The sequence below is a fragment of the Chitinophaga sp. genome, from assembly GCF_019236475.1.
Classification (GTDB): domain Bacteria; phylum Bacteroidota; class Bacteroidia; order Chitinophagales; family Chitinophagaceae; genus Chitinophaga.
Genome location: NZ_JAFAIX010000005.1, coordinates 79,277 through 99,833, shown reverse-complemented (window position 1 = coordinate 99,833; position 20,557 = coordinate 79,277). Strand labels below are relative to the sequence as shown.

The following is a 20,557-nucleotide window of genomic DNA, read 5'->3' as shown; positions in this document are numbered from 1 at the left end:
AAAGGGATTATTTGTTGTTATTAGCATCAATATCCAGGTTATTCTTATTACCGGAGATAGACAGATTAGATTCTGTAATATATCCTTTGTATTTGCTGGCTACGGAAGCTGATTGCTCTACGCCGTTTATGCTCAAGGTGTTGTTGTGGTACTCGATCCGATAACCTTTGGTTTTATCGATCAGGTTATCATCGGAAAGTTTATCAATCAGTTGATGGTATCGGTTGGTGCTGGCCTGATGAACGACTGCTCTTTTCTCTGCAGCCATCCTGTTAGTTTCAGCAATCATCCTGCTACGTTCAGCAGCTATTCTACCACGTTCAGCAGCAACTCTTCCAGCTTCTGCTGCTACATATGCCATGCTATCGCCATCGATGCCGTAGTAGGAGGTATGACTACCAGCTTTGTATTTGGAATTATTTCTGATTACATAAAATTTCTTGGATGAATCTGCGGAATATCTCATTTCTTTCAGATCGCCTTTCATCTTGTCCCAGTCGATACTGTTGAGCGAAGCGCGGGCCTGTTCCTGTGCTGCCAGTACCTCTTCATTGATTTTCTTCCAATCAACTTTATCTATTGCGGCTTTGCTTTCCGCCTGGATACGTTTGAGATCTGCTGCTTTCAGTTGTGCCATGGCTTTCTGCATGGTTCTCTCTGCGTCATTGATCTGTTTTTGCAGTTTTTCGCGTTCCACTTTGGTCAGCTTTTTCTCTTGAATATCGCCATCGCAAGTGTAAATATATCTACCTGAATGTACTTTCACATTTTTAGGAAGTGCTGGTGGTGGTGGCGGAGCTGGCATGTCCACATCGCCTGGTGCTGGTGGCATAGGCGGTTCGGCAGGAGGTGCTGGAGGCGCAGGAGGTTCCGGCCAGGTGGTATCAGACACCATTTCTTGCACAGTAGTAATTGTTTGGTCTATTTTATCTTTATAGATAGCAATATTACCAAGGGATTGTGGCTGCGCTTTAATAGCAGGAATAGCATTTTTCTGGTTGCTTTCAGATGCTTTCACCTTGGCTGGATTGAGCCATGCAATAGAGATGATGCCGGTAGCAATGATTAAAACTGCCAATAATCTTTGACTATAGTTGAGATGTTTTGTTTTCATTTCCATAATGCGTTTAATGCGATTAAACAGATGCTGTTTATTATTCGCTGCCGCCATGGCCAATGCATTGGAAGATAACCGGTATTCTTCCAGGGCTACAAGTGCCTGGGCGTAGTGCAACGGCTGTATGGAACCAACCACCAGATCATCACAGCAGTGTTCGCGCTCCTGCCGGATTATCCTGGAGATCTGCCATACAAAGGGGTTAAAGAAGAGAATTGTCTCTACAATGGACTGGAAGATATTCAACAGATAATCATTGCGTTTGATATGCGCCAGTTCATGAAGCAAGATAGCTTCTAACTGTACTGGCGTAAGATTGTTTACCATGGCTATCGGCAACAGGATGATGGGTTTGAAGAAGCCCAACATCACAGGTACCTGGATGTATCCTGAAACTAGCAACTGTACTTTTCTGGGTATACGCAATTGCGCTACCAGTCGCTCCAGATGCTTATCCCAAGAAGGATCCATGGGAGAGGTTTTGTTTGTTTTGATCTGCTGCAATTGTGCGAGATCAGAAAACAATTTGATGGTCATTAAACAGAAACCAACAACATACAGTGCCACCAATACGGGGAACCAGTCTTCCATACGGGGGAATAACCATTTCAGTTCATCTTGACTCTTATACACCGTTTCCACATGGAGAGGGGCGGTTGGCGCTAGCAACTGGAGATGCGTCATCGCAGTTGCCACGCTTTCTCTGGCAGCCTGGAAGGCTGTGATCTGCTGGCATAACGTAATCACAAACCAGGTGAAAATCCCTGCAAGTGAAACGACAGAAAGATTGTACTTAATTTTGGCAGAGGCCATTGGCCACAGTGCCAGTACAGCTTTCAGGCAGATGAATACAAAGAAAGCCTGCCAGGTGGAATGGAGAATAGTCCATCCCAACGCACATATCAGGTCTCCGGTGAGTGGGAATAAGGTCATACGACAGGAATTAAACGGTTATCGCTGTTGCTTTTCGATTTCGGATAAGTATTTTCGAATTTGGTCTAGTTCTTCTCCAGAAGATTTATGATGGCCTAGTGCCTGCATTACCAACTGGGTAGCGGAACCACCAAAAACAGTATCAATCATTTTGTTGAGCAGCTGTTGCTGGGTTTCCTGCTGCGATACGGCCGCCGCATAAATATGCGTTTTACTGCTGGCATCGCGGGTGAGCAGGCCCTTTTCATACATGATCTGCATCAACTTAAGGGTGGTGGTATAACCAGCTTCTTTTGTTTCTGCCAGCTTCTCATGCACCTCCCTCACCGTACTAGCCCCTCTTTCCCAGAGGATGCCCAGTATTTCCAATTCACTTTCTGTAGGCTTTTGCTGTTTCAATATTATGTAATTAGGATGATCGAATCTTGTTTCAGAATCCTGATGCGCGAACATCTACGAATATCTTCGTAAACAAATGTACGATAGTTTTCGTAAATGCAAAATATTTTCTGAAAAAAAACTACTTCTCTTGTTCCTGCTGCATTTGGCGTAATTGCCGGGTGGTTTTCCGACTACCATCTGCACTCCAGCCCGGCGCATCAAATAGGTAATGCAGGGCTTCCTTAAACGACTTGGAACCACGTAGGTCCGTCCAGATATTCATCCATTCATGGGTGGCAATGAGCAGTGGATTGTAAGTATGTATATTGGTAGTCAGCCCGTAATGTGGTCTGTCCTTCTCTTCGATGAAAGTACCAAACATCCGGTCCCAGATTATCAAAATACCTCCGTGATTGCGGTCTAGGTACTCAATATCGGAGCCATGATGTACCCGATGATGTGAAGGAGTATTTAAAACATACTCCAAAGGAGCAGGAAGCCTATGTATTACTTCTGTATGTATCCAAAACTGGTAGATCAAACTGATGGCCTGCATACTCATCACCATGATCGGATGAAAACCTACCAGCGGCATCCAGAGCCAGAATAGAAAGGTTCCGGTGAGATTGCCAGTCCATGTTTGCCGCAGTGCTGTTGCGAGGTTGTATTTTTCGGAGGAATGATGAATGACATGTGATGCCCAGAAGAACCGTACTGTATGGCTGGTACGATGGAACCAATAGTAACTGAAATCATCGGCAAAGAAGCAGAGTATCCACACCCACCATGCAAACCCTAATTCGAACAGCCGAAACTGATAAATGAGGGTGTATGTACCAAAGATGACTGATTTGGTGAAGATGCCAATAAAAACATTACCTAAGCCCATAGCTATACTACTGGCGGCATCCTTTGGCTCATATTTGTTCCTGTTATCAATAGAAGTGAAGATGATTTCCAAGAGGATCAACAACACGAACCCTGGGATGGCATATGTAATTAGGTTAGGAGGCATACGGGTATTCTTTTTAGTAAGTTACTGAATTTCCCCCGTAATTGCCTGGCATAAAAAAGGCGGCCGGGAAGCTTCCCGTACCGCCTGTAGTTGAGAGGGTGTTACCTTATTTGATGGTGATCTCAGCACGACTAACCGCTGATGTACCGAACCATCCCAGCAGTTTTACCTTACCATTAGTGGTGGTATTCTGCATATTACTTTTTACATTTTCCAATACTTTGGCAAAGAGCCCTCCAGCATTGACCTGCTGATCAACCTGTTTCAGGAAATCAAAGCTAGGCTTGCTGCAGGAAGAGAGGCGCATGATTACTTTATCATTTAATAACCATGGATGTTGGCCGTCTGTAATACTTTGGGCTATCGGTAGAATGAACTGGGCGCCATCACTTACTCCTTCACTATAGCTACCATCTATGGAAAACTCATCACGTACGCGGTGAAGGCTATCATTTCTATAGGATCTGATCCAATAATAATCAGTAGCCCCTTTGATATCAATAGCATAGAAGCGGCAATAGTAGCCTTCTTTGCCAGACGTAGACTCTCCCTTTGCTTTATATTCATAAGTCATGGAGTCAATTGGAGGTACACGTTTGATGGTGTCTATTCCTTCCAGAATTTCACCTTGGAGTTCTACATGGAGTTTATACACATGGCCTACTACACCAATCGCTTTGTTAGTAGCATCGTACTGGTAGAGGTTATCCTTAAACAAGAAAGGATAGCTATCGCCCGTGGTCAGGTCATTCAAAATAATTTTAGCATCACTTACAATAGGAGCAGGCGCTTGATCTGTATAAGGCACGCTCATGGTGATACGAATTTTCTGAATGCCAGGTTCGGTGGTAACCCAGGCATCAAGCACTGGGAATGACTGCCCTTTGGGAACATTCAAGTTGATGGTATCCGTACATGCAGTCAGTGCTCCGAGGCAAACTATTACTATATAAAAGAGTATTTTTTTCATCACTAATCTTTTTGTGCTGTTAGAACTTGAAGTTATAGGTAATGCCAGGAATGATAGAACCTATGATGGACAGTCGTACTGCTTCTTTTTTCTCAGGATTATCTGGGTTCTGTCTGAAATAAATGGTGTATGGGTTTTTGCGACCATAAACGTTATACAGCGAAAACACCCATTCGCCTTTCCAACGGTGCAGTTGCTTGCCCTTCAGGGTCATAGACAGATCCAGACGATGATATGGGTCCAAACGATAGTTATTTCTCTTATCAGTACTGTTGTAAGGAATGTCCCAACCTTGGTATTCCAGACGGTTGTCTGCGAAGGTTGCAGGCGTACCTGAAGCAAATACCCAGTTACCAGAGAAGGAAAGACGATCGTTCACTGTATGTGTTACGACTACGTTTAGGTTATGGGTACGGTCATAACGGTTCAGGAACCATTCATTCAGACTGATACCTGGCGTTTTGCGCTCAGAACGGGACAGTGTATAGCTGATCCAACCAGTTGTTTTACCAATATCTTTCTTCGCATACAATTCCAATCCATAAGCACGTCCTTGTGAAGGCAGCAGATCTGCTTCAATGTAAGGGTTCAACTGCAAGTCTGCATTATCAATGTAGTCCAGTTGATGATCGGTGGTTTTATAGAACACTTCTGCAGACAGTTCATAACTATCGTGAGGCGAGTTGTAGAAATAACCGGCTGTATACTGATTAGATACCATCGGCTGAATATTGTTGGAGCTAGGCGTCCAGATATCCAGTGGAGTAGGAGAGGCAGTATTAGACAGTTGATGCATGAACTGAGAGGTTCTGCTAAACGCAACTTTCACTGCATTCTGATCATTGAATGAATATTTAGCACTGATACGTGGTTCGAAATAGTAGTAGGTTTTCATATTTTCACCTGCACCATATTCTTTGCTGCCGATGAGTCTTTTCCGAATACCTGGAGTGGTGTCTGCATAATAGTATTCAATGCCTTTACCTAGTAACTGATAGGAGGAAAGACGAGCGCCATACTGAATGCCAAAACGTTTGCTAGGCTTGTATTCGTGATCTACATATACTGCCGACTCCAATGCATGTTTGTCTGCCAGCGATCTTATATGTTGGTCATCTCCTTGAGTTCCTATACCAGTACCTGGTTTGAAGGTATAATAAACACCTTGTACACCAAAACGAAGGGTATTCTCCGCATTGACATAATAAGTAAAGGAAGGCTTCAGACCATAGTTAATGATGTTGGAAGTCCAGTCGTACTGCTGGTTCGCCTCGCCGGCGGATTTGTGCTGGCTGTTGCTGAACATCAAACTATAATCGTATTTGCTATAGTAAGAAGTCAGGTTCAGGAACAACCTGTTATTGAAAACGTGGTTCCATCTGAGCGTAGCCGTAGCGTTGCCCCAGTTGATGTTGCCATCTTTTCCAAAACCGAATACATCTCTACCGAAGTAACCACTGAGGAAGAGGGTATTATTACTGTTGAATTTATAGTTCGCTTTGGCAGTGATATCGTAGAAGTTCAGTTTGGTATCTTTCATGTCGCCTTTCATGAAAGGTTTCATCAGTACGTCAATGTAAGATCTTCTAGCTGCTACGATGAAGGAAGATTTATCTTTTACAATCGGCGCTTCCACAGAAAGACGGCTGAAGATATTACCAATACCGCCATTCAGGGCCAATTTCTGGTTGTTTCCATCTTTCATGCGAATATCCAATACAGAAGAGGTACGACCACCGTATTCTGCTGGAAATCCACCTTTGATGAGGTTCAAACTTTTTACTGCATCTGGATTGAATACAGAGAAGAAGCCCAACATATGGGTGGAATTATAAACAGGTGCTTCATCCAACAGGATCAAGTTTTCATCGCTATTACCGCCGCGCACGTTAAAGCCGCTGGCGCCTTCTCCCACTGTATTTACACCAGGAAGCGTTTGAATAGCTTTCAGTACATCTACTTCACCCATGAAAGTGGGCAGTTTTTTCATCTGAGCGATATCCAGTCTATTAATACTGGTGTTCAGTGTATTGATGGCTTTTTCTTGTTTATCGCCTTTGATGGTCACCTCATTGAGCGTACTACTACTGGTTTCAAGGTTTACATCCAGGGTAGTGTTTTTTTGTAGGTGAACGGTGGTTTTAAAAGAATTGTATCCCAGGAAGCTGAATTGTATTTCCTGGTCTCCGGCTGGGAGGGTTATGGAATAAAATCCATACTGGTTGGTAACAGTACCGAGGCTGGTACCTGGCTTCCCAACGGAGATACCGATGAGGCTTTCGCCATTTGTTTTATCTTTCACATATCCGCTAATGGTATACTTGGCTTGCGCAAAAGTCTTGCTGGTGCTCAGTATTAGGCATATAGCGGCAAAAAGCATGATCGCCCTGGATTTCATAAAAGGTATTGCTGTTTTTAAATGAGATGTTTTCAAGTTTGGTAACATGCATATATGACGTAGGACGGACTAGTTACCCCTACGTATATGGTGAAAATAAAATGAAAAACGGGTTTACTCATGGTTACGGTTAAAAATTGATGGAACCATAACTATGAGTAAACCCGTTGAATATTGCGTAAAACTGGGACTAATCCAAGATATGACAGGAAAATCCGAGTCTGGTGACAAATTCAATAATGACTTGTTCTTCCAGGTTTTCTGGGGCGTCTACGCGCAATACGCGATCGCAGTCTTCTATATCTACGCTGCAGGCTTGTACCGAAAAATTTTTCGAAATGGCGCTAATTACGCTATTTTTATCATGTACAGAGCTGATATTTGTACGGAATATTCCAATCATTGCTAATCTAAATTTGGTTATTCGGAATATATTTGTGCAAATTTGCTACTGTTATCCCATATAACTGTTACACGAAACGGAGTAAAACTTATACGAAACGGATTTTTTATGGCTGTAGTGATTAAAAATGATGCCAGCGACATCCTTCTAGAGGAAGAATTTCCGTTCGACGAGGAGACAATGTCATCGCCAACGATAGTAGAGAACGTGAAAAACATCTCCTACGATTTTGGCAATGCTACCTTTAATAGTCTATATTTCGACGGATATCATCTCGGATATGGCAAAGCCCATGTCTATGAGAACCTCCATATATCGCATTCTAAATTAGCCCGTCCGCTGGTGGACATGCTATTTTTACAACGAGGAAGTTTTCACACAACCCTGGACGGGATGCATGACAACCTTCATTTCTCTACGCTGGAACATAACCTGATGTTTACCCCTACCCACGGGGAAAATGCGGCTGTGGAGAAGCAGGATGGCCTCACTTTATTTACCATCAGCTTTACGCAAGACCGATTTCTCGCCCTGGCAGAGCATAATGGTGAAATTCTGGACAGGATGGCCAACAATATTGCAGGCAATCGCCCTGTAATGCTGGATCAGCACCATAATCCGCATATTACCCCGCGAATGAATGCTATTATTGAGGAAATGACAAACTGTACCTTTCAGGGCGGTTTGAAGAAATTATTCCTCCAATCCAAAGCCCTAGAGCTATTGGCATTACAATGCAGTCAGGCCAGCGAGGTAACGGACAGGCGTACACGTCAGGTGAGCGCTTCGGACCGGGAGCGATTGGATCATGCCCGCTCCATCCTACAGGCGAATGTGCAGCAACCGCCTACCATGGCGCAATTGGCTAGGATGACAGGCCTGAATGAATTTAAACTGAAGTCTGGTTTCCGTGATATATATAATAATACCGTATTCGGTTATCTGAGTGATTTTCGCCTGGAGCAGGCCAGGATACTCGTATTAGAAGCTAAGCAATCCCTGACGGATATTGCTGAAGATGCTGGTTTTTCTTCCCTGCAACATTTCAGCAATGCCTTCCGAAAGAAGTTCGGGGTAAGTCCGAGTAAACTACGATAATAATTTTTGATATAACGGGAGATGACAGTCTAGCCAGACTGTCATCTCCCGTTATTATTCATACGACTTAATAAGCCACTGTGAACTGCTGTTTGATATGCTGTGGTTTTTCCAGCTCATCTACCATAGCGATGGCGTAATCGGCCACAGATATTTTACTGTTGCCTGCTGCATCTGTCAGCAGGGTAGTAGTACCTAATCTGAATTTACCAGTGCGTTCGCCCGGTTGAATCATCGCAGCAGGACTTAACGCGGTCCATTCCAGGTCGTTTTCTTGTTTTAATACCAACAGTCCGTCGCGGGTAGCCTGGGCAATAGGTTTCCATTCAGCCGGGAAATGAGGGCTGTCCAACAATAGCTGTCCTGGAGCCACTTCCAGACTAGCAGCACCACTTACCAGCAAGAAACGCTTTACACCCGCTTTTTTCAAGCCATCAATAGTTGCTTTGGTAGCCTGTACGTAAGTTTTGCTGTCGTCAGATTTATATGCACTTATTACCGCATCATTTCCTGCCACCAGCCCAGCTACTGTGGCCGCGTCTGTAATATCCCCTTGTTTAACAGTCAGTTTATCGTCTTTAATAGTGATTTTCTCCGGGTGACGTACGATTGCAGTCACTTCATGCCCTCTGCGGAGAGCTTCTGCCAATATTTCGTGGCCTATAAAACCAGATGCGCCAATAATTGCAACTTTCATTTTAGTCAATTTTTAAACTGTAATAAAAATAATTACAGTACAAATGTAGGGCAGAAAAATATACGGACCAAGAAAATTTCTATAAAAACAAACGGTCCCACCAGTTAACAACTGGTGGGACCGATGGTTCAGGGATTTTGGCGTTGTATAGTTATTTTACCTTTTGCACATATGTTACCTGCGGTGCTTTCACTGATTTTTCCACCTGCTGTACTTTCGTAACCGGAGCCGCATTGCGGGTATGGAATCTATCGGCCAGGGTTGGCGCGATCACCAAGGAAACAATAGACATCAGTTTAATCAGGATATTCATGGAAGGACCAGAAGTATCTTTAAAAGGATCACCTACGGTATCACCAGTTACAGAAGCTTTATGTGGCTCTGATTTTTTATAGTGGGTTTCACCATTAATTTCAACACCTTTCTCGAAAGATTTCTTAGCGTTATCCCATGCACCGCCTGCATTACTCTGGAAGATGCCCATCAATACACCACTTACGGTTGCACCGGCGAGGAAACCGCCCAGTACTTCCGGACCAGCTATGAAGCCCATCAGGAGTGGGGCAATCAGCGCAATAGCGCCAGGAGCCAGCATCTCGCGGATAGAAGCATTTGTAGAGATCGCCACGCATTTATCATATTCTGGTTTGCCGGTACCATCCATGATACCAGGGATTTCGCGGAACTGGCGGCGTACCTCCTCTACCATCGCCATGGCAGCGCGTCCTACGGCCGCAATAGCCAGGGAGGAGAAGATAAATGGAATCATACCACCTACAAACAGACCAGCCAGTACATCTGCTTTATAGATATCGATACCGGTGATACCAGCTACACCTACGAAAGCCGCGAAAAGCGCCAGTGCAGTCAAGGCTGCGGAAGCGATAGCGAATCCTTTACCAGTTGCAGCGGTGGTGTTACCTACAGCATCCAGAATATCTGTTTTTTCACGCACATCTTTCGGCAGTTCACTCATCTCCGCGATACCGCCTGCGTTATCCGCAATCGGACCAAATGCATCGATAGCCAACTGCATAGCAGTAGTAGCCATCATACCCGCAGCGGCAATCGCCACACCGTAGAGGCCTGCGAAAGAATAAGAACCCCAAATACCTGCTGCCAGCACAAGAATAGGCAGGGTAGTGGATTCCATACCTACAGCGATACCACCGATGATGTTTGTCGCATGGCCGGTGGCAGACTGGCGGATGATGGATTTCACAGGGCGTTTACCCATGGCCGTATAATACTCAGTAATAATACTCATGAGTGTACCTACTGCGAGTCCCACTACAATAGAACCGAATACCTGAGCTCTTGTGAAGGCATGACCGCGGAGGGTCATTTCGGAATCAGGGAGGATCCAGTTTACCAGGAACCAGGAAGCGATCAATGTCAGAACAATGGAGCCCCAGTTTCCCATGTTCAGGGCACGTTGTACCACGCCAGTACTGAGACCTGCGCTATCGCTTATTTTAACGAAGAAGGTACCTATCATGGAGAAGATGATCCCTGTACCTGCGATGATCATTGGTAAAAGGATAGGTGCGATACCTCCAAAAGCGTCGTTGGAAGAGGTTTCGGAGCCCAATACCATGGTAGCTAATACGGTAGCTACATAGGAACCGAAGAGGTCTGCGCCCATACCGGCCACATCACCCACGTTATCACCTACGTTATCTGCGATGGTGGCAGGGTTGCGAGGATCGTCCTCTGGAATGCCTGCTTCTACTTTACCTACGAGGTCCGCGCCAACGTCGGCAGCTTTGGTATAGATACCGCCCCCTACACGGGCGAACAATGCGATACTTTCCGCTCCCAGAGAGAATCCGGTCAATACCTCGATTGTCTTTATCATTTCAGCCGTATTGGCTGCTGCACCAAAATAAGTTTTGAGAATAATGAATAAAGAACCCAGTCCCAATACGGCAAGGCCGGCAACACCCATACCCATCACGGTACCACCAGTAAAAGAAACCTGTAAGGCTTTGGCCAGACTAGTTCTTGCTGCCTGGGCAGTACGTACGTTGGCTTTGGTAGCGATTTTCATCCCAATGAAACCTGCTGTAGCAGAGAATATAGCACCTGCAATAAAGGCCAGCGCTATCGACCAGTGGGAGTTGGCATGAGAGGCGCCCATATAGCCGAGCAGCAGGGCTGCAATAATTACAAAATAGGTAAGGATTTTATACTCAGCTTTCAGAAATGCCATGGCTCCTTCTGCAATGTGCTGTGCGATTTCTTTCATCCTGTCGTTTCCTGCATCCTGACGCGTTACCCAGGCACTTCGGAAGGCGGTAAATAACAAGGCTAATAATCCAAAACATGGAACGAGGTAAACTATACTCATATAAGCGAATTTAAAAGATGCAAGGTTGACAAAAGTAGTTTAGTAGTTAAAAGATCATCGGATTCCAAATAGTGTTTCAACTAAATATAAAACATAAAAAATTAATACGCATCCTTGTGCGCTAAGATTTTGTTGAAATTAGCCATGGTATTATGTTTGGGGGAGAAAATTTTTACGTTATATGCCTTGGAGAAATGCGCTGCCCAGGTGGGAGGTAATATCGCCCGCTGTCATTGCCTCTTGCGACAAACTGGCTGCGGCCAAATCACCGGCAAATCCATGAATCCATACACCCAATATGATAGCGGCTTTCGGGGTATATCGCTGGGCTAACAAGGCAGTAAGAATACCTGTGAGTACATCCCCGCTACCGCCGGTAGCCATCCCGGGATTACCTGTAGGATTGAAATACACGGAGCCATCTGGACAGGCCATCGCACTATAACGGCCTTTGAGCAGGATGTAAATGCCTAGTTCCTGCGACTTGCTACTGAGTAGTTCTAGTCGCTCAAAATCATTAGCTGTTTTCCCAAACAAGCGTTCAAATTCTTTGGGGTGAGGGGTGAGGATAGAACCCTGGGGAATACGATATAACAGGTAAGGATATACGGAGATAATATTTAATGCATCGGCATCTAGCACCATGGGCTGACGGAAATTTTCCAGTAGTTTTTCTAGGGAGAGGGCCGTTTGCTGATGGCTACCCAGGCCGGGGCCGATGCCTACGGTGGTATACTTGCCTTCGGCGATGTCCTCATGGAAGTGCGTGCTGTGTTGTATTTCCGAATCAGTAATGCACATGGCGGCTGGTTCTCCCAATTGCATGATCTGGTAGCCACTGGTCGGCACATGGCAGGTGAGTAAGCCCACGCCTGCGCGGAGGCAGGATCGGGCAGCTAGGAGGGCGGCCCCCATTTTTCCATAGCAGCCCGCTATGAGTAGCGCATGCCCGTAAATACCTTTATGACCAAAGGGATCACGGGGCTGGTAGATGGTACGAATAGTTTCTTGGTCTGTCAGGTGAAATCGTGCTGGCGTATGCGTGAGGTAGTCCGGATGCAGACCAATAGGGAGTATATGTACCTGCCCGGTAACAGCGGCATTTTCCGGCATCAGAAAGGCCAGTTTCCAGGTTTCAAAGCTTAAAGTATAATGGGCTTGTACTACAGGTGTATGGAGGGAGCTGCTATCGGCGCAGAGCCCTGAAGGTGTGTCTATGGCAATAATGGTATGTTTTTGCCGTAGATTATTTATATGATGAACGACACCAGCCATCCAGCCATCAATAGGTTTATTGAGCCCCGTACCGAAGAGCGCATCCACTATTAGGGCACCTGCCGGTAATGTAGGAAACGCTTGCAAATCATTGAGGGGATGTACTTTATCTGGGTAAGATTCCTGGAGGCGAAGCAGGTTGGCAGCATGATCGGGGCTGGTTTGGCCTTGGATGGTCCAGGCGGCAGCTTCGTAGCCAAGTTGTAGCAGTTGCCGTGCGATGGCCAGGCCGTCTCCCCCATTATTTCCTTTCCCACAAAATATATATATCGGATTCTTTGGAGAGAAATGCTCTTCAATCCAGGTAGTACAGCGACTGGCGGCCCTTTCCATCAAATCGAGGCTGCTAACCGGTTCATGTTGTATGGTATATGCATCGGCTTCCCTTACCTGTGGCGCACTGAAGATTTTCATAGTCTGCTCTTATTTCCTAAAATTAGGGAAAATTAGCGGGATCCTATTTGACTTGGAGTTGCTTCACCTGGGTGCCATCACTCCACTTGCCCATATTTTTCTGCGCTTCGGTATTGCCTAAGGCGGTTTCGCAGCCTTGTTTATTGAAGATGCAGTCCATCAGGGCATCCGTCAATTTCCAATAGCAGAAATAATCTGTGGCATCTATGCGGGTACCGGAGAAAGATAGATTGATAAATGTATTGCGCTGGCCCGAATCGAAGGTCATATCTGTGGCGGCAGCTTCCCCATGATCCGCTGTGATGGCCGGATAGCCGTGCTTATCTGCCACATGGGTGATATGGTTCTTGTTGGCAGCAGGAATATAGGTGGTAGTATTATATAACAAATCAGGAAACGTAGTGCCGTTACTGTTATCATCTGCTTCTGTAATCAGCAGCATTTTCAGTTTGGAAGACATCATTTTATAGCTGGAAGCAGCGCCTTGGGAGGTATTACCTGTGCCCGGACAAGCCAGGATAATCGCTTTGGGAGCCGGAACACTATAAGTACCGGGGCTTAAAGCCAGATTCGCGCTGATAACGCCGCCAAAGGAGTGGCCCACATACACGAGTTTGGATTTGATAGGCTGTGGCCAAGTCGGTTGGCTGGCAATCTCTTTGAAAGCACGGTTAATAGCCGCTGCCACATTGGAGGTATAAGTACTAGGAGAGGTCATCAGTGTAGCCTGATACCTTGGGAAAATGACAATATTACCACGTCTTACCAGGTGCTTGATCCAACCTCCATAGCATGCAGGGTTCCAGAGCCCGTAGCCATGGTTGAAAACCACTACAGGAGCTTCTTTCAGTGCAGTATCTGCTGGATAGTACAACCAGAAACCGAGGTTGGTATTATCATCGAAATTGCGTTTTACTACCCCTCCAAACTTGTAACTGCGGCCGCCATACCCTTCCAGTGGTTGATCTGGTTGTTGAATGACAGGACCGTTCCTGGCTGGCTTTTTACAGTCAGTCAGCAATAGTATAGTGAATAAAGTCAACAGCAGTGATCGCAAATGCACAGGTTGTAAAGTTGGTATCTGTCCTAAATAAAATAAAATAGCGGATCAAGAATAATCCTTGATCCGCTAATATAGATAATTTAGGTATTGCTAGAATGCAAATCTTGCAGAAACACCTCCGATTTCTTGATCCAGGTGGTTGGTCGGGCCAACAAACTGTACATAAGGTTTCAGATCGGCGCTGATATTTAATGGTATATTCTTGAATGTATATTCAATACCGATGATACCATCCAGACCTGGGGTAACATAATTACCATTACCTTTTTCATGGAATTTGTCTTCCCAATAGTCCAGGCGATCGTAGATGCCCACATGAACACCGCCACCACCGTACATGTTCAGGCCTTGCATGCCAACATTCCAGTGGTATTCATATAAACCAGTGAAGGTTACATTCGTGCGTTGTGCGAAGTTGGTAGAAACGATACCTTCGATGGCATGTGGTCCTGCAATAAAGTGTTTGATGGTGAAGCCTGCTAACCAAGGGTTTAAACGAACGCCCAGTGCGGTATTATAGTTTTCTACACCATAACTGCCACCATGATAGCTGCTTTTCTTTTTCTGCGCGTTAGCCTGGGTTGCGAGTACAGCGAAAAGGCTGAAAAGTAACACGACTTTTTTCATAGATGATTGATTATTAAAATAAGAAATACTTGAGTCTTTTAACGTTAGATTTTTCTCTAAAGTATGATGTCCGTTATAAAAATTCACAGACTTTTAACAATAACAATGCCAAGCACTATTTTCCTCAAGTATTTTTAAGTAGTCGGAAGTATATAAAGCCCGCCAGGCCTGCGATTAGGGAGGCTGCTATCACTGAGATAATCGCAATGATTTGTAAGTCTCTTTCTTCATATGCCAACGAAGAAATGAAGATAGACATCGTAAAACCTATCCCTGCAATCATGCCAATTCCCCAGAGTTGACGCCAGTTCGAATTTTCTGGCACTACCGCTAGTTTCATTTTTACTGAGAGGAAAGAAAGCAGGAAAATGCCTAGTGGTTTACCTATTACCAGACCAGCCATAATACCATAACTGATATCATGGTTTAATGAGCCCAGTACATTTCCAGGGAGTGCGATGGCGGTATTTGCCAAGGCAAACAGGGGCATGATAATAAAATTAACGGGATCGTGTAGGCCATGCACTAGCTCCTCAATTTTAGTTAAAGGAATGGTAAAAGCAAGTAGTACACCAGCGATGGTAGCATGTATGCCGGAATTGAAAATGCAGTACCAAAGCACTATTCCGGGGATAATATAGAAGGTGAGTCTTTCTACTTTCAGGAAATTCAGCAGGATCGGAATACTGAGAGCGCCGGCTCCATACAAGAGGAATTTTACGTCCAGGTGAGGGGTGTAAAATATAGCAATGGTTAGGATTGCTCCTAGATCGTCGATGATGGCCAAGGCCATTAAGAAGATTTTCAGGCTTACAGGGACTCTATTACCCAACAGCGACAGGATACCCAATGAGAACGCAATATCCGTAGCCATTGGAATGCCCCAGCCATGAGAATATTCGGTGCCTTTATTGAAAATAGTAAAAATAAGTGCTGGCATCAGCATACCACCGATAGCCGCTAGTACCGGGAGTACAGCCTGACGTACCGAAGATAATTCACCTATTGTCAGTTCTCTTTTAATTTCCATTCCTACCAAAAAGAAGAAAAGCACCATCATCCCGTCGTTTATCCATAACAGGTAGGAATTGGGCAGCGACAGTGCGCGGTATTGGTAATGATGTCCGGAAGTGGGATCGAACAAGTCATTCCAGAAACCGATATATGCCTGTTGCATGCCAGAATTGGCCAGTATCATGGATATCAGGGTGCATACGATCAATACTATTCCCACAGCACGACTATCTTTCAGAAACATGTAGAGGGGGGATAGCAGTGATTCTTTGATAAAGCTTTTAATCACGACAAATAGATTTTCTGTTTGAGTTACCTGGCAAATATAAGGCAAAAAAAAGCCCTCCATTTTGTGGAGGGCTATATGGTTATTGCATTAGCTCATATTTGCTTCTGGGTTTCCGTTTGATTTCCCATTTGAAATGTTCGAGTTTAAGCTCGTCTATTGGTCGGTGGGTGAACGGATAGACCGTTGTTTCAGGTTGTGTATAGAATACCACTTTAGATAGTTCCCCTTTTGTGAAATAGAGTTTCATAGTAGCAGACAACGTTCGGGTGACGTTCATAAATGCTCCTTGATTATCCGTAGCATAGGAGATTGTTTCAGCGTTTCCTTCTACGTGTACCCAGTCTAGTTCCTTATCTCTCACATATCCGGTGATGAGGTTTCCTTTGATCTGGTTATACATATCAGGGCCAGTTTCATTGATGATGAAAGCGTTTTGTTTCATCACTACTTTATCTGCCGTTTGATTTTTCGTATACATATAGATGGTGTCTCCATTCATCTGTGTATTCCGGGTAGTCCAAATCACAGGGTCGCGGAAGAAGCGGAAGATGGAGTCGCTGGTGCTGTAATATACGGAGTCCGCCACTCCCTGGAGGGAATCGGAGAACATGCGTACATGGTGATAAGCCAAGAGGTATCTTTCTTCTGTAGTATCCTTTTCCTTACGTTTTTGGGAGATGAGTGCCATACTATCTGCATAGTGCTTCACTCCGGGAAGTGAGTCTCCTAGTAGCACGGGGTGCATAGGAGCTATTTTCACATTTTTGACCGCGTTCACGTCCATTCTATTCCTGGATTTCGCCATGGCGGTGTCGGCGATCATCATCATTTCTGAACCTGTGATATTATCTCGTTTTTGTTTGGCGAGTAATTCATCTCGTTTCAGGAATTCCGGTTCATTATTGATGTAGGTGCTGGGCGTTCTGCTTTTCACGGGAGTAAGGCGCAATGGTGGCGGTACTTTCCGGAGGCCTTGCACGGAAGGAATAGTGAGACTATCGCCGGGCTTGATGATACCAGAGAAGAGGGTATCGGCGCGGAGATAGAAGGTATCTTTTCCGTTTTCCATGATCATCAGTGGCTTTTGGGTAGCGAGGATTGTTTTTGCAATTTGGTCTACTACGCCGTAATTGGCCAGCAATGACATTTTGCGAACAGTATCTCTATACACCATATTTCCGGTAGCGTAAGCTTTTCCGGCGATTTTATCCATTTCCAACTGATCGGCGGTAAGTGTACCGGTGCTATCTTCAATGAGGGGGCGACTGGTAAAGTTACCATAGCCTTTATCGGTATCATAGTAACCGCTAGTTACGTACATGATACGTTTGCCTTCATTGATAGTAGTAGGAGCGATAATATTGGCAATTTTCGTTTCTGTGTTGTACAGGAGGGCATCAGTAGCCAGCGTGTACTCTGGGTCTACCAATAATACATTTCGTTGGAAATGCATTTCTTTCATGTCTACGTAATAGAAGCCTTCATCGCTGGTGAGGACACTTTTCCCATTGACGAGCTTACCGGTTTTAAGGTAGCTGCCTATTTTGGAATTCATGTCGTATACCAGTTCTGGGCCGGAGATGGTTACTTTACCATCTGTCATGCGGGCATCTTTGGTCAGCGTAGCAATGCGAGTGGTTGCATCGTAATTTAGTGCTTGTCCGTAGATATGCACGCTATCAGCCTGGTTAATATGGATATTCCCGTAGGCATCGATGATATTGGATTTCAGGTTCTGAATGGCGCTGTCGCTGGTAAACAGGGTATTCCCCTGGGTGAGGCTGACATGTCCCAGCAGTCTTCTGATATGCATGGTATCACTGGTCATTTCAATAATGGAGTCAGCATTATTGATAATGACTTTGGTACCTTTTACAGGAGCGGGTTGTTGCGGCTCCTGGGCTTTGGCAGTGATGATGGATGTCAGGAAGATGACAGCCAGTAAAAGCCCCGATTTAAAATATGCGCGCATGAATTATTGTTGAGCCGTTAATGTATCAGACGCCAGAGGCTTTATTTTATCTTTTTTCCCAAACAGGGAGAAGTGCACATAACGTTTAGGGTTTGTGCGCAGGTCTTCCAATAATTTGTTCAGGTTACCGAGGGAATACTGCAGGTTGTTATAGACTTTTTTGTCGTTTAGCAGGAGGCCGGCGGTACCGTCGGTATTATTGAGTTTGGAGATAGTTTGGTTCAGGCTGCCGGCGGCTTTTTGTAGGTCCACCAGGGTTTTGTCCAGGTTTCCGTTAGCGAGGACGCCGGTAGTTTTTTCAGCGTTATCGAGGATAGCGGAAATTTTCTGGTTATTATTTTTCAGGTTAGCGGTAAGGGCTTCCAGGTTATTGATGGTAGCCTGCACGTTGCCTGTATTAGGGTCCAGCATACCGTTGAGGGCCGCGCTGGTATGGGTAAAGTTGCGAGTGATCTGGTTCAAGTTACCGATTGCCTGCTGCAGGTTTAATTTAGAGGTAGAGTCGAGCATACCGTTTACGTTCAGGAGAACGGAATCGATATTCATGAGAGTACCTTGGAGTTTTCTTACCAGTGGGTTTAATTGTTCCTTGAGGGCATCTGTCATGGAGCCGTCTACGGCAGCATATACAGTATCTCCGCTTTTCAGATAGTCGCTGGCGTTACCCAGGTCGAGCTGAACTGTTTTAGTGCCTAGCAGGTCGGAGGAGATGCGGGCAACGGAGTTGCGAGGAATTTCTATTTTTTTATTGATAGTGATGGTAACGAGGATTCTGCCTGCATTTTTGTCCATTACATCGAGGTTGGAAACGGTGCCGACTACGAGGCCGTTTACTTGCACAGCATTGGATGGTTGGAGGCCATTCACCTGTTTATATACTGCATAAATGGTTTTTGAGTTCTTAAACAGGCTCTTTCCCTTCAATAAATTAAAGCCCAGTACAAGGAGAGTAATACCTACTGCGGTAAGTATACCCACTTTGGTTTCGTTTGATAATTTGAGCATGTGATTCGTATACGTTCAACGCAAAAATAATCAAAAAGGCTGTCCGGGGAGTGTCTTAAAAAAAATGTTGATAATTATGGAGAGGAAAGTGGGGCGTAGGTTATGGGGAGACACGGAGTATTTGGGATTAGTTGTTTACAACCAGAGCGTCTTTGAATCCTGATTTCTTGGCCTTTTTCAGGGCGGTGGAGGCAATTTGTTCTGTATGGAAATGTCCCCACGTGTACTTGTTTAGTTTCTTGCGGTTCTTGACGATAGCGGTTCTTTCCACGTTACCGGGGAGCTTCTTAAAAATAGAAGCTCCCGGTTTGTATAATTTGTCGGTAATCAGTAACTGCACAGCATAATCTTGCTGTTTAGGGCTGTTTTTACCATTTTTATTGTTTTTGCCGGCTTTATGGTAGGCAGAAGGTGCACCAGTAGTGGTGCTGGCCTCATTTACCGGGTGGTTACGGTTATTGGTGAACCTATCCAGTTCATCACGGTAACGCTTAATCGCTTTGAAGATACCATTAGCGAGTTCCATTTGACCGCTATTGGAGTTCAAGTAATCTTCCTCTTCCGGATTGCTGATGAATCCCAGTTCAACGAGAACGGAGGGCATAGCGGTAGCGGAAAGCACCCAGATGCCTTTTTCATTACGTTGTCTTGCTCCGCGGCTGATGCGGCCTACCTTGGTAAATTCGTCCTCAATGAGGGTAGAGAGGCGAAGGCTTTGGTCAAAATAGGCGTTACGGAGGGTATTTAGGAGGATGAATGTTTCTGGATCTGTATCATCCATCAGGGCGCGAGACTCTTCGGAGTTGGCATCCAGTACGATAACGGAGTTTTGTTTGAGGGACTCCATTTTCGCGCTGTTTTTGCTGGTGGCCCAGATGTACGTTTCAGTACCTTTGGCAGGATTGGGATAATACGCGTACACAGGTACATGGGTGGTTATCTTTTTCTTGCCTTTTCTTTTTACCACGGCCCTGCTGCCCACTTGACGGGCTACTTTGGCCGCTGAGTTACAGTGAATTGATACAAAAAGCTCTCCTTTGGCATCGTTGGCAATCTGGGCTTTCACCCTTGGATTGTCGAATCGGTCGGTTTTTCGTGTATACACAACCTTTACATCCGGCATGTTCTCTTCTAGCAGTTTACCTAATTTGAGTGCTACAGCGAGTGTAACCTCTTTTTCCGTGGAGTAACTGCCCTTTGCGCCCGGATCTTCCCCACCGTGGCCTGCATCAATCACAATCGTTCTGATGGGTTTCCCCTGCTTTTCAGAAACTGGTGTATTTTTTGCCTGAATAAAAAAGGTACAGGTGAATAATGTTCCCAGTCCTAAAGTCCAAAATCGGTTCCAGCGCATGATTCTCTTTTTAATGGGTGCTGTAATCACAAAAAATAAAAAATAAGTTTATCTGTTAAAATAATAATTTACTTACTCCATGCGCATTTCAAGTGCCTTTCTAATGTCTGCTCATCAAACTTTACAAGTTATCATTTGTAATAAATTGTTTAAAAACTTGTAGGTTTGTGCCCGCCTTAACA

At 45.0% G+C, this 20,557-nt stretch carries 16 protein-coding genes; 1 reads left to right on the top strand and 15 read right to left on the bottom strand.

Annotation, left to right across the window (positions count from 1 at the left end; genetic code table 11):
- Positions 1–7: 7 nt before the first annotated feature.
- From JO154_RS07650 to JO154_RS07625, 6 genes are all read right to left on the bottom strand, one after another.
- Positions 8–2,050 carry a M56 family metallopeptidase gene (locus JO154_RS07650; RefSeq protein ID WP_291943365.1) on the bottom strand — a complete coding sequence of 681 codons (2,043 nt, stop codon included), beginning with the start codon at positions 2,048–2,050 and terminating at the stop codon, positions 8–10.
- An 18-nt stretch (positions 2,051–2,068) separates the two neighbouring features.
- Positions 2,069–2,449, bottom strand: a complete 381-nt coding sequence (locus JO154_RS07645; RefSeq protein ID WP_291943362.1) for a BlaI/MecI/CopY family transcriptional regulator — start codon at positions 2,447–2,449, stop codon at positions 2,069–2,071.
- Between the two features lie 121 nt (positions 2,450–2,570).
- Positions 2,571–3,446: a sterol desaturase family protein gene (locus JO154_RS07640; RefSeq protein WP_291943361.1), complete on the bottom strand. Its 876-nt coding sequence runs from the start codon at positions 3,444–3,446 to the stop codon at positions 2,571–2,573.
- Positions 3,447–3,552: 106 nt separating this feature from the next.
- Entirely contained in the window at positions 3,553–4,416 is an 864-nt protein-coding gene (locus tag JO154_RS07635) for a DUF4249 domain-containing protein (protein WP_291943360.1), read from the bottom strand.
- Positions 4,417–4,435: 19 nt separating this feature from the next.
- Positions 4,436–6,814 carry a TonB-dependent receptor gene (locus JO154_RS07630; RefSeq protein ID WP_291943359.1) on the bottom strand — a complete coding sequence of 793 codons (2,379 nt, stop codon included), beginning with the start codon at positions 6,812–6,814 and terminating at the stop codon, positions 4,436–4,438.
- Between the two features lie 190 nt (positions 6,815–7,004).
- Positions 7,005–7,217 (bottom strand): hypothetical protein, encoded by a 213-nt coding sequence (locus tag JO154_RS07625; protein WP_291943357.1) that lies wholly within the window; start codon positions 7,215–7,217, stop codon positions 7,005–7,007.
- Positions 7,218–7,325: 108 nt separating this feature from the next.
- Here JO154_RS07625 and JO154_RS07620 point away from each other — a divergent pair, with 108 nt between their 5' ends.
- Entirely contained in the window at positions 7,326–8,315 is a 990-nt protein-coding gene (locus tag JO154_RS07620; protein ID WP_291943355.1) for an AraC family transcriptional regulator, read from the top strand.
- 67 nt (positions 8,316–8,382) lie between these two features.
- Here JO154_RS07620 and JO154_RS07615 read toward each other — a convergent pair whose 3' ends face one another.
- The 9 genes from JO154_RS07615 to JO154_RS07575 form a co-directional block, all read right to left on the bottom strand.
- Positions 8,383–9,012: an NAD(P)-dependent oxidoreductase gene (locus JO154_RS07615; protein WP_291943353.1), complete on the bottom strand. Its 630-nt coding sequence runs from the start codon at positions 9,010–9,012 to the stop codon at positions 8,383–8,385.
- Positions 9,013–9,163: 151 nt separating this feature from the next.
- Complete coding sequence (locus JO154_RS07610) at positions 9,164–11,362, bottom strand: sodium-translocating pyrophosphatase (RefSeq protein WP_291943351.1); 2,199 nt, start codon at positions 11,360–11,362, stop codon at positions 9,164–9,166.
- A 177-nt stretch (positions 11,363–11,539) separates the two neighbouring features.
- Positions 11,540–13,051: an NAD(P)H-hydrate dehydratase gene (locus tag JO154_RS07605; protein WP_291943349.1), complete on the bottom strand. Its 1,512-nt coding sequence runs from the start codon at positions 13,049–13,051 to the stop codon at positions 11,540–11,542.
- A 43-nt stretch (positions 13,052–13,094) separates the two neighbouring features.
- Positions 13,095–14,114 carry an alpha/beta hydrolase gene (locus tag JO154_RS07600; RefSeq protein ID WP_291943347.1) on the bottom strand — a complete coding sequence of 340 codons (1,020 nt, stop codon included), beginning with the start codon at positions 14,112–14,114 and terminating at the stop codon, positions 13,095–13,097.
- A gap of 90 nt (positions 14,115–14,204) precedes the next feature.
- Positions 14,205–14,741 (bottom strand): hypothetical protein, encoded by a 537-nt coding sequence (locus JO154_RS07595; RefSeq protein ID WP_291943345.1) that lies wholly within the window; start codon positions 14,739–14,741, stop codon positions 14,205–14,207.
- Positions 14,742–14,865: 124 nt separating this feature from the next.
- Positions 14,866–16,044, bottom strand: a complete 1,179-nt coding sequence (nhaA, locus tag JO154_RS07590) for a Na+/H+ antiporter NhaA (protein WP_291943343.1) — start codon at positions 16,042–16,044, stop codon at positions 14,866–14,868.
- 79 nt (positions 16,045–16,123) lie between these two features.
- Positions 16,124–18,016, bottom strand: a complete 1,893-nt coding sequence (locus JO154_RS07585) for an OstA-like protein (protein ID WP_291943341.1) — start codon at positions 18,014–18,016, stop codon at positions 16,124–16,126.
- Positions 18,017–18,019: 3 nt separating this feature from the next.
- The gene (locus tag JO154_RS07580; RefSeq protein ID WP_291943339.1) at positions 18,020–19,021 is read right to left on the bottom strand and encodes an MlaD family protein; all 1,002 of its coding nucleotides are present in this window, start codon (positions 19,019–19,021) and stop codon (positions 18,020–18,022) included.
- Between the two features lie 127 nt (positions 19,022–19,148).
- Entirely contained in the window at positions 19,149–20,375 is a 1,227-nt protein-coding gene (locus JO154_RS07575; protein WP_291943338.1) for an N-acetylmuramoyl-L-alanine amidase, read from the bottom strand.
- Positions 20,376–20,557 lie beyond the last annotated feature (182 nt).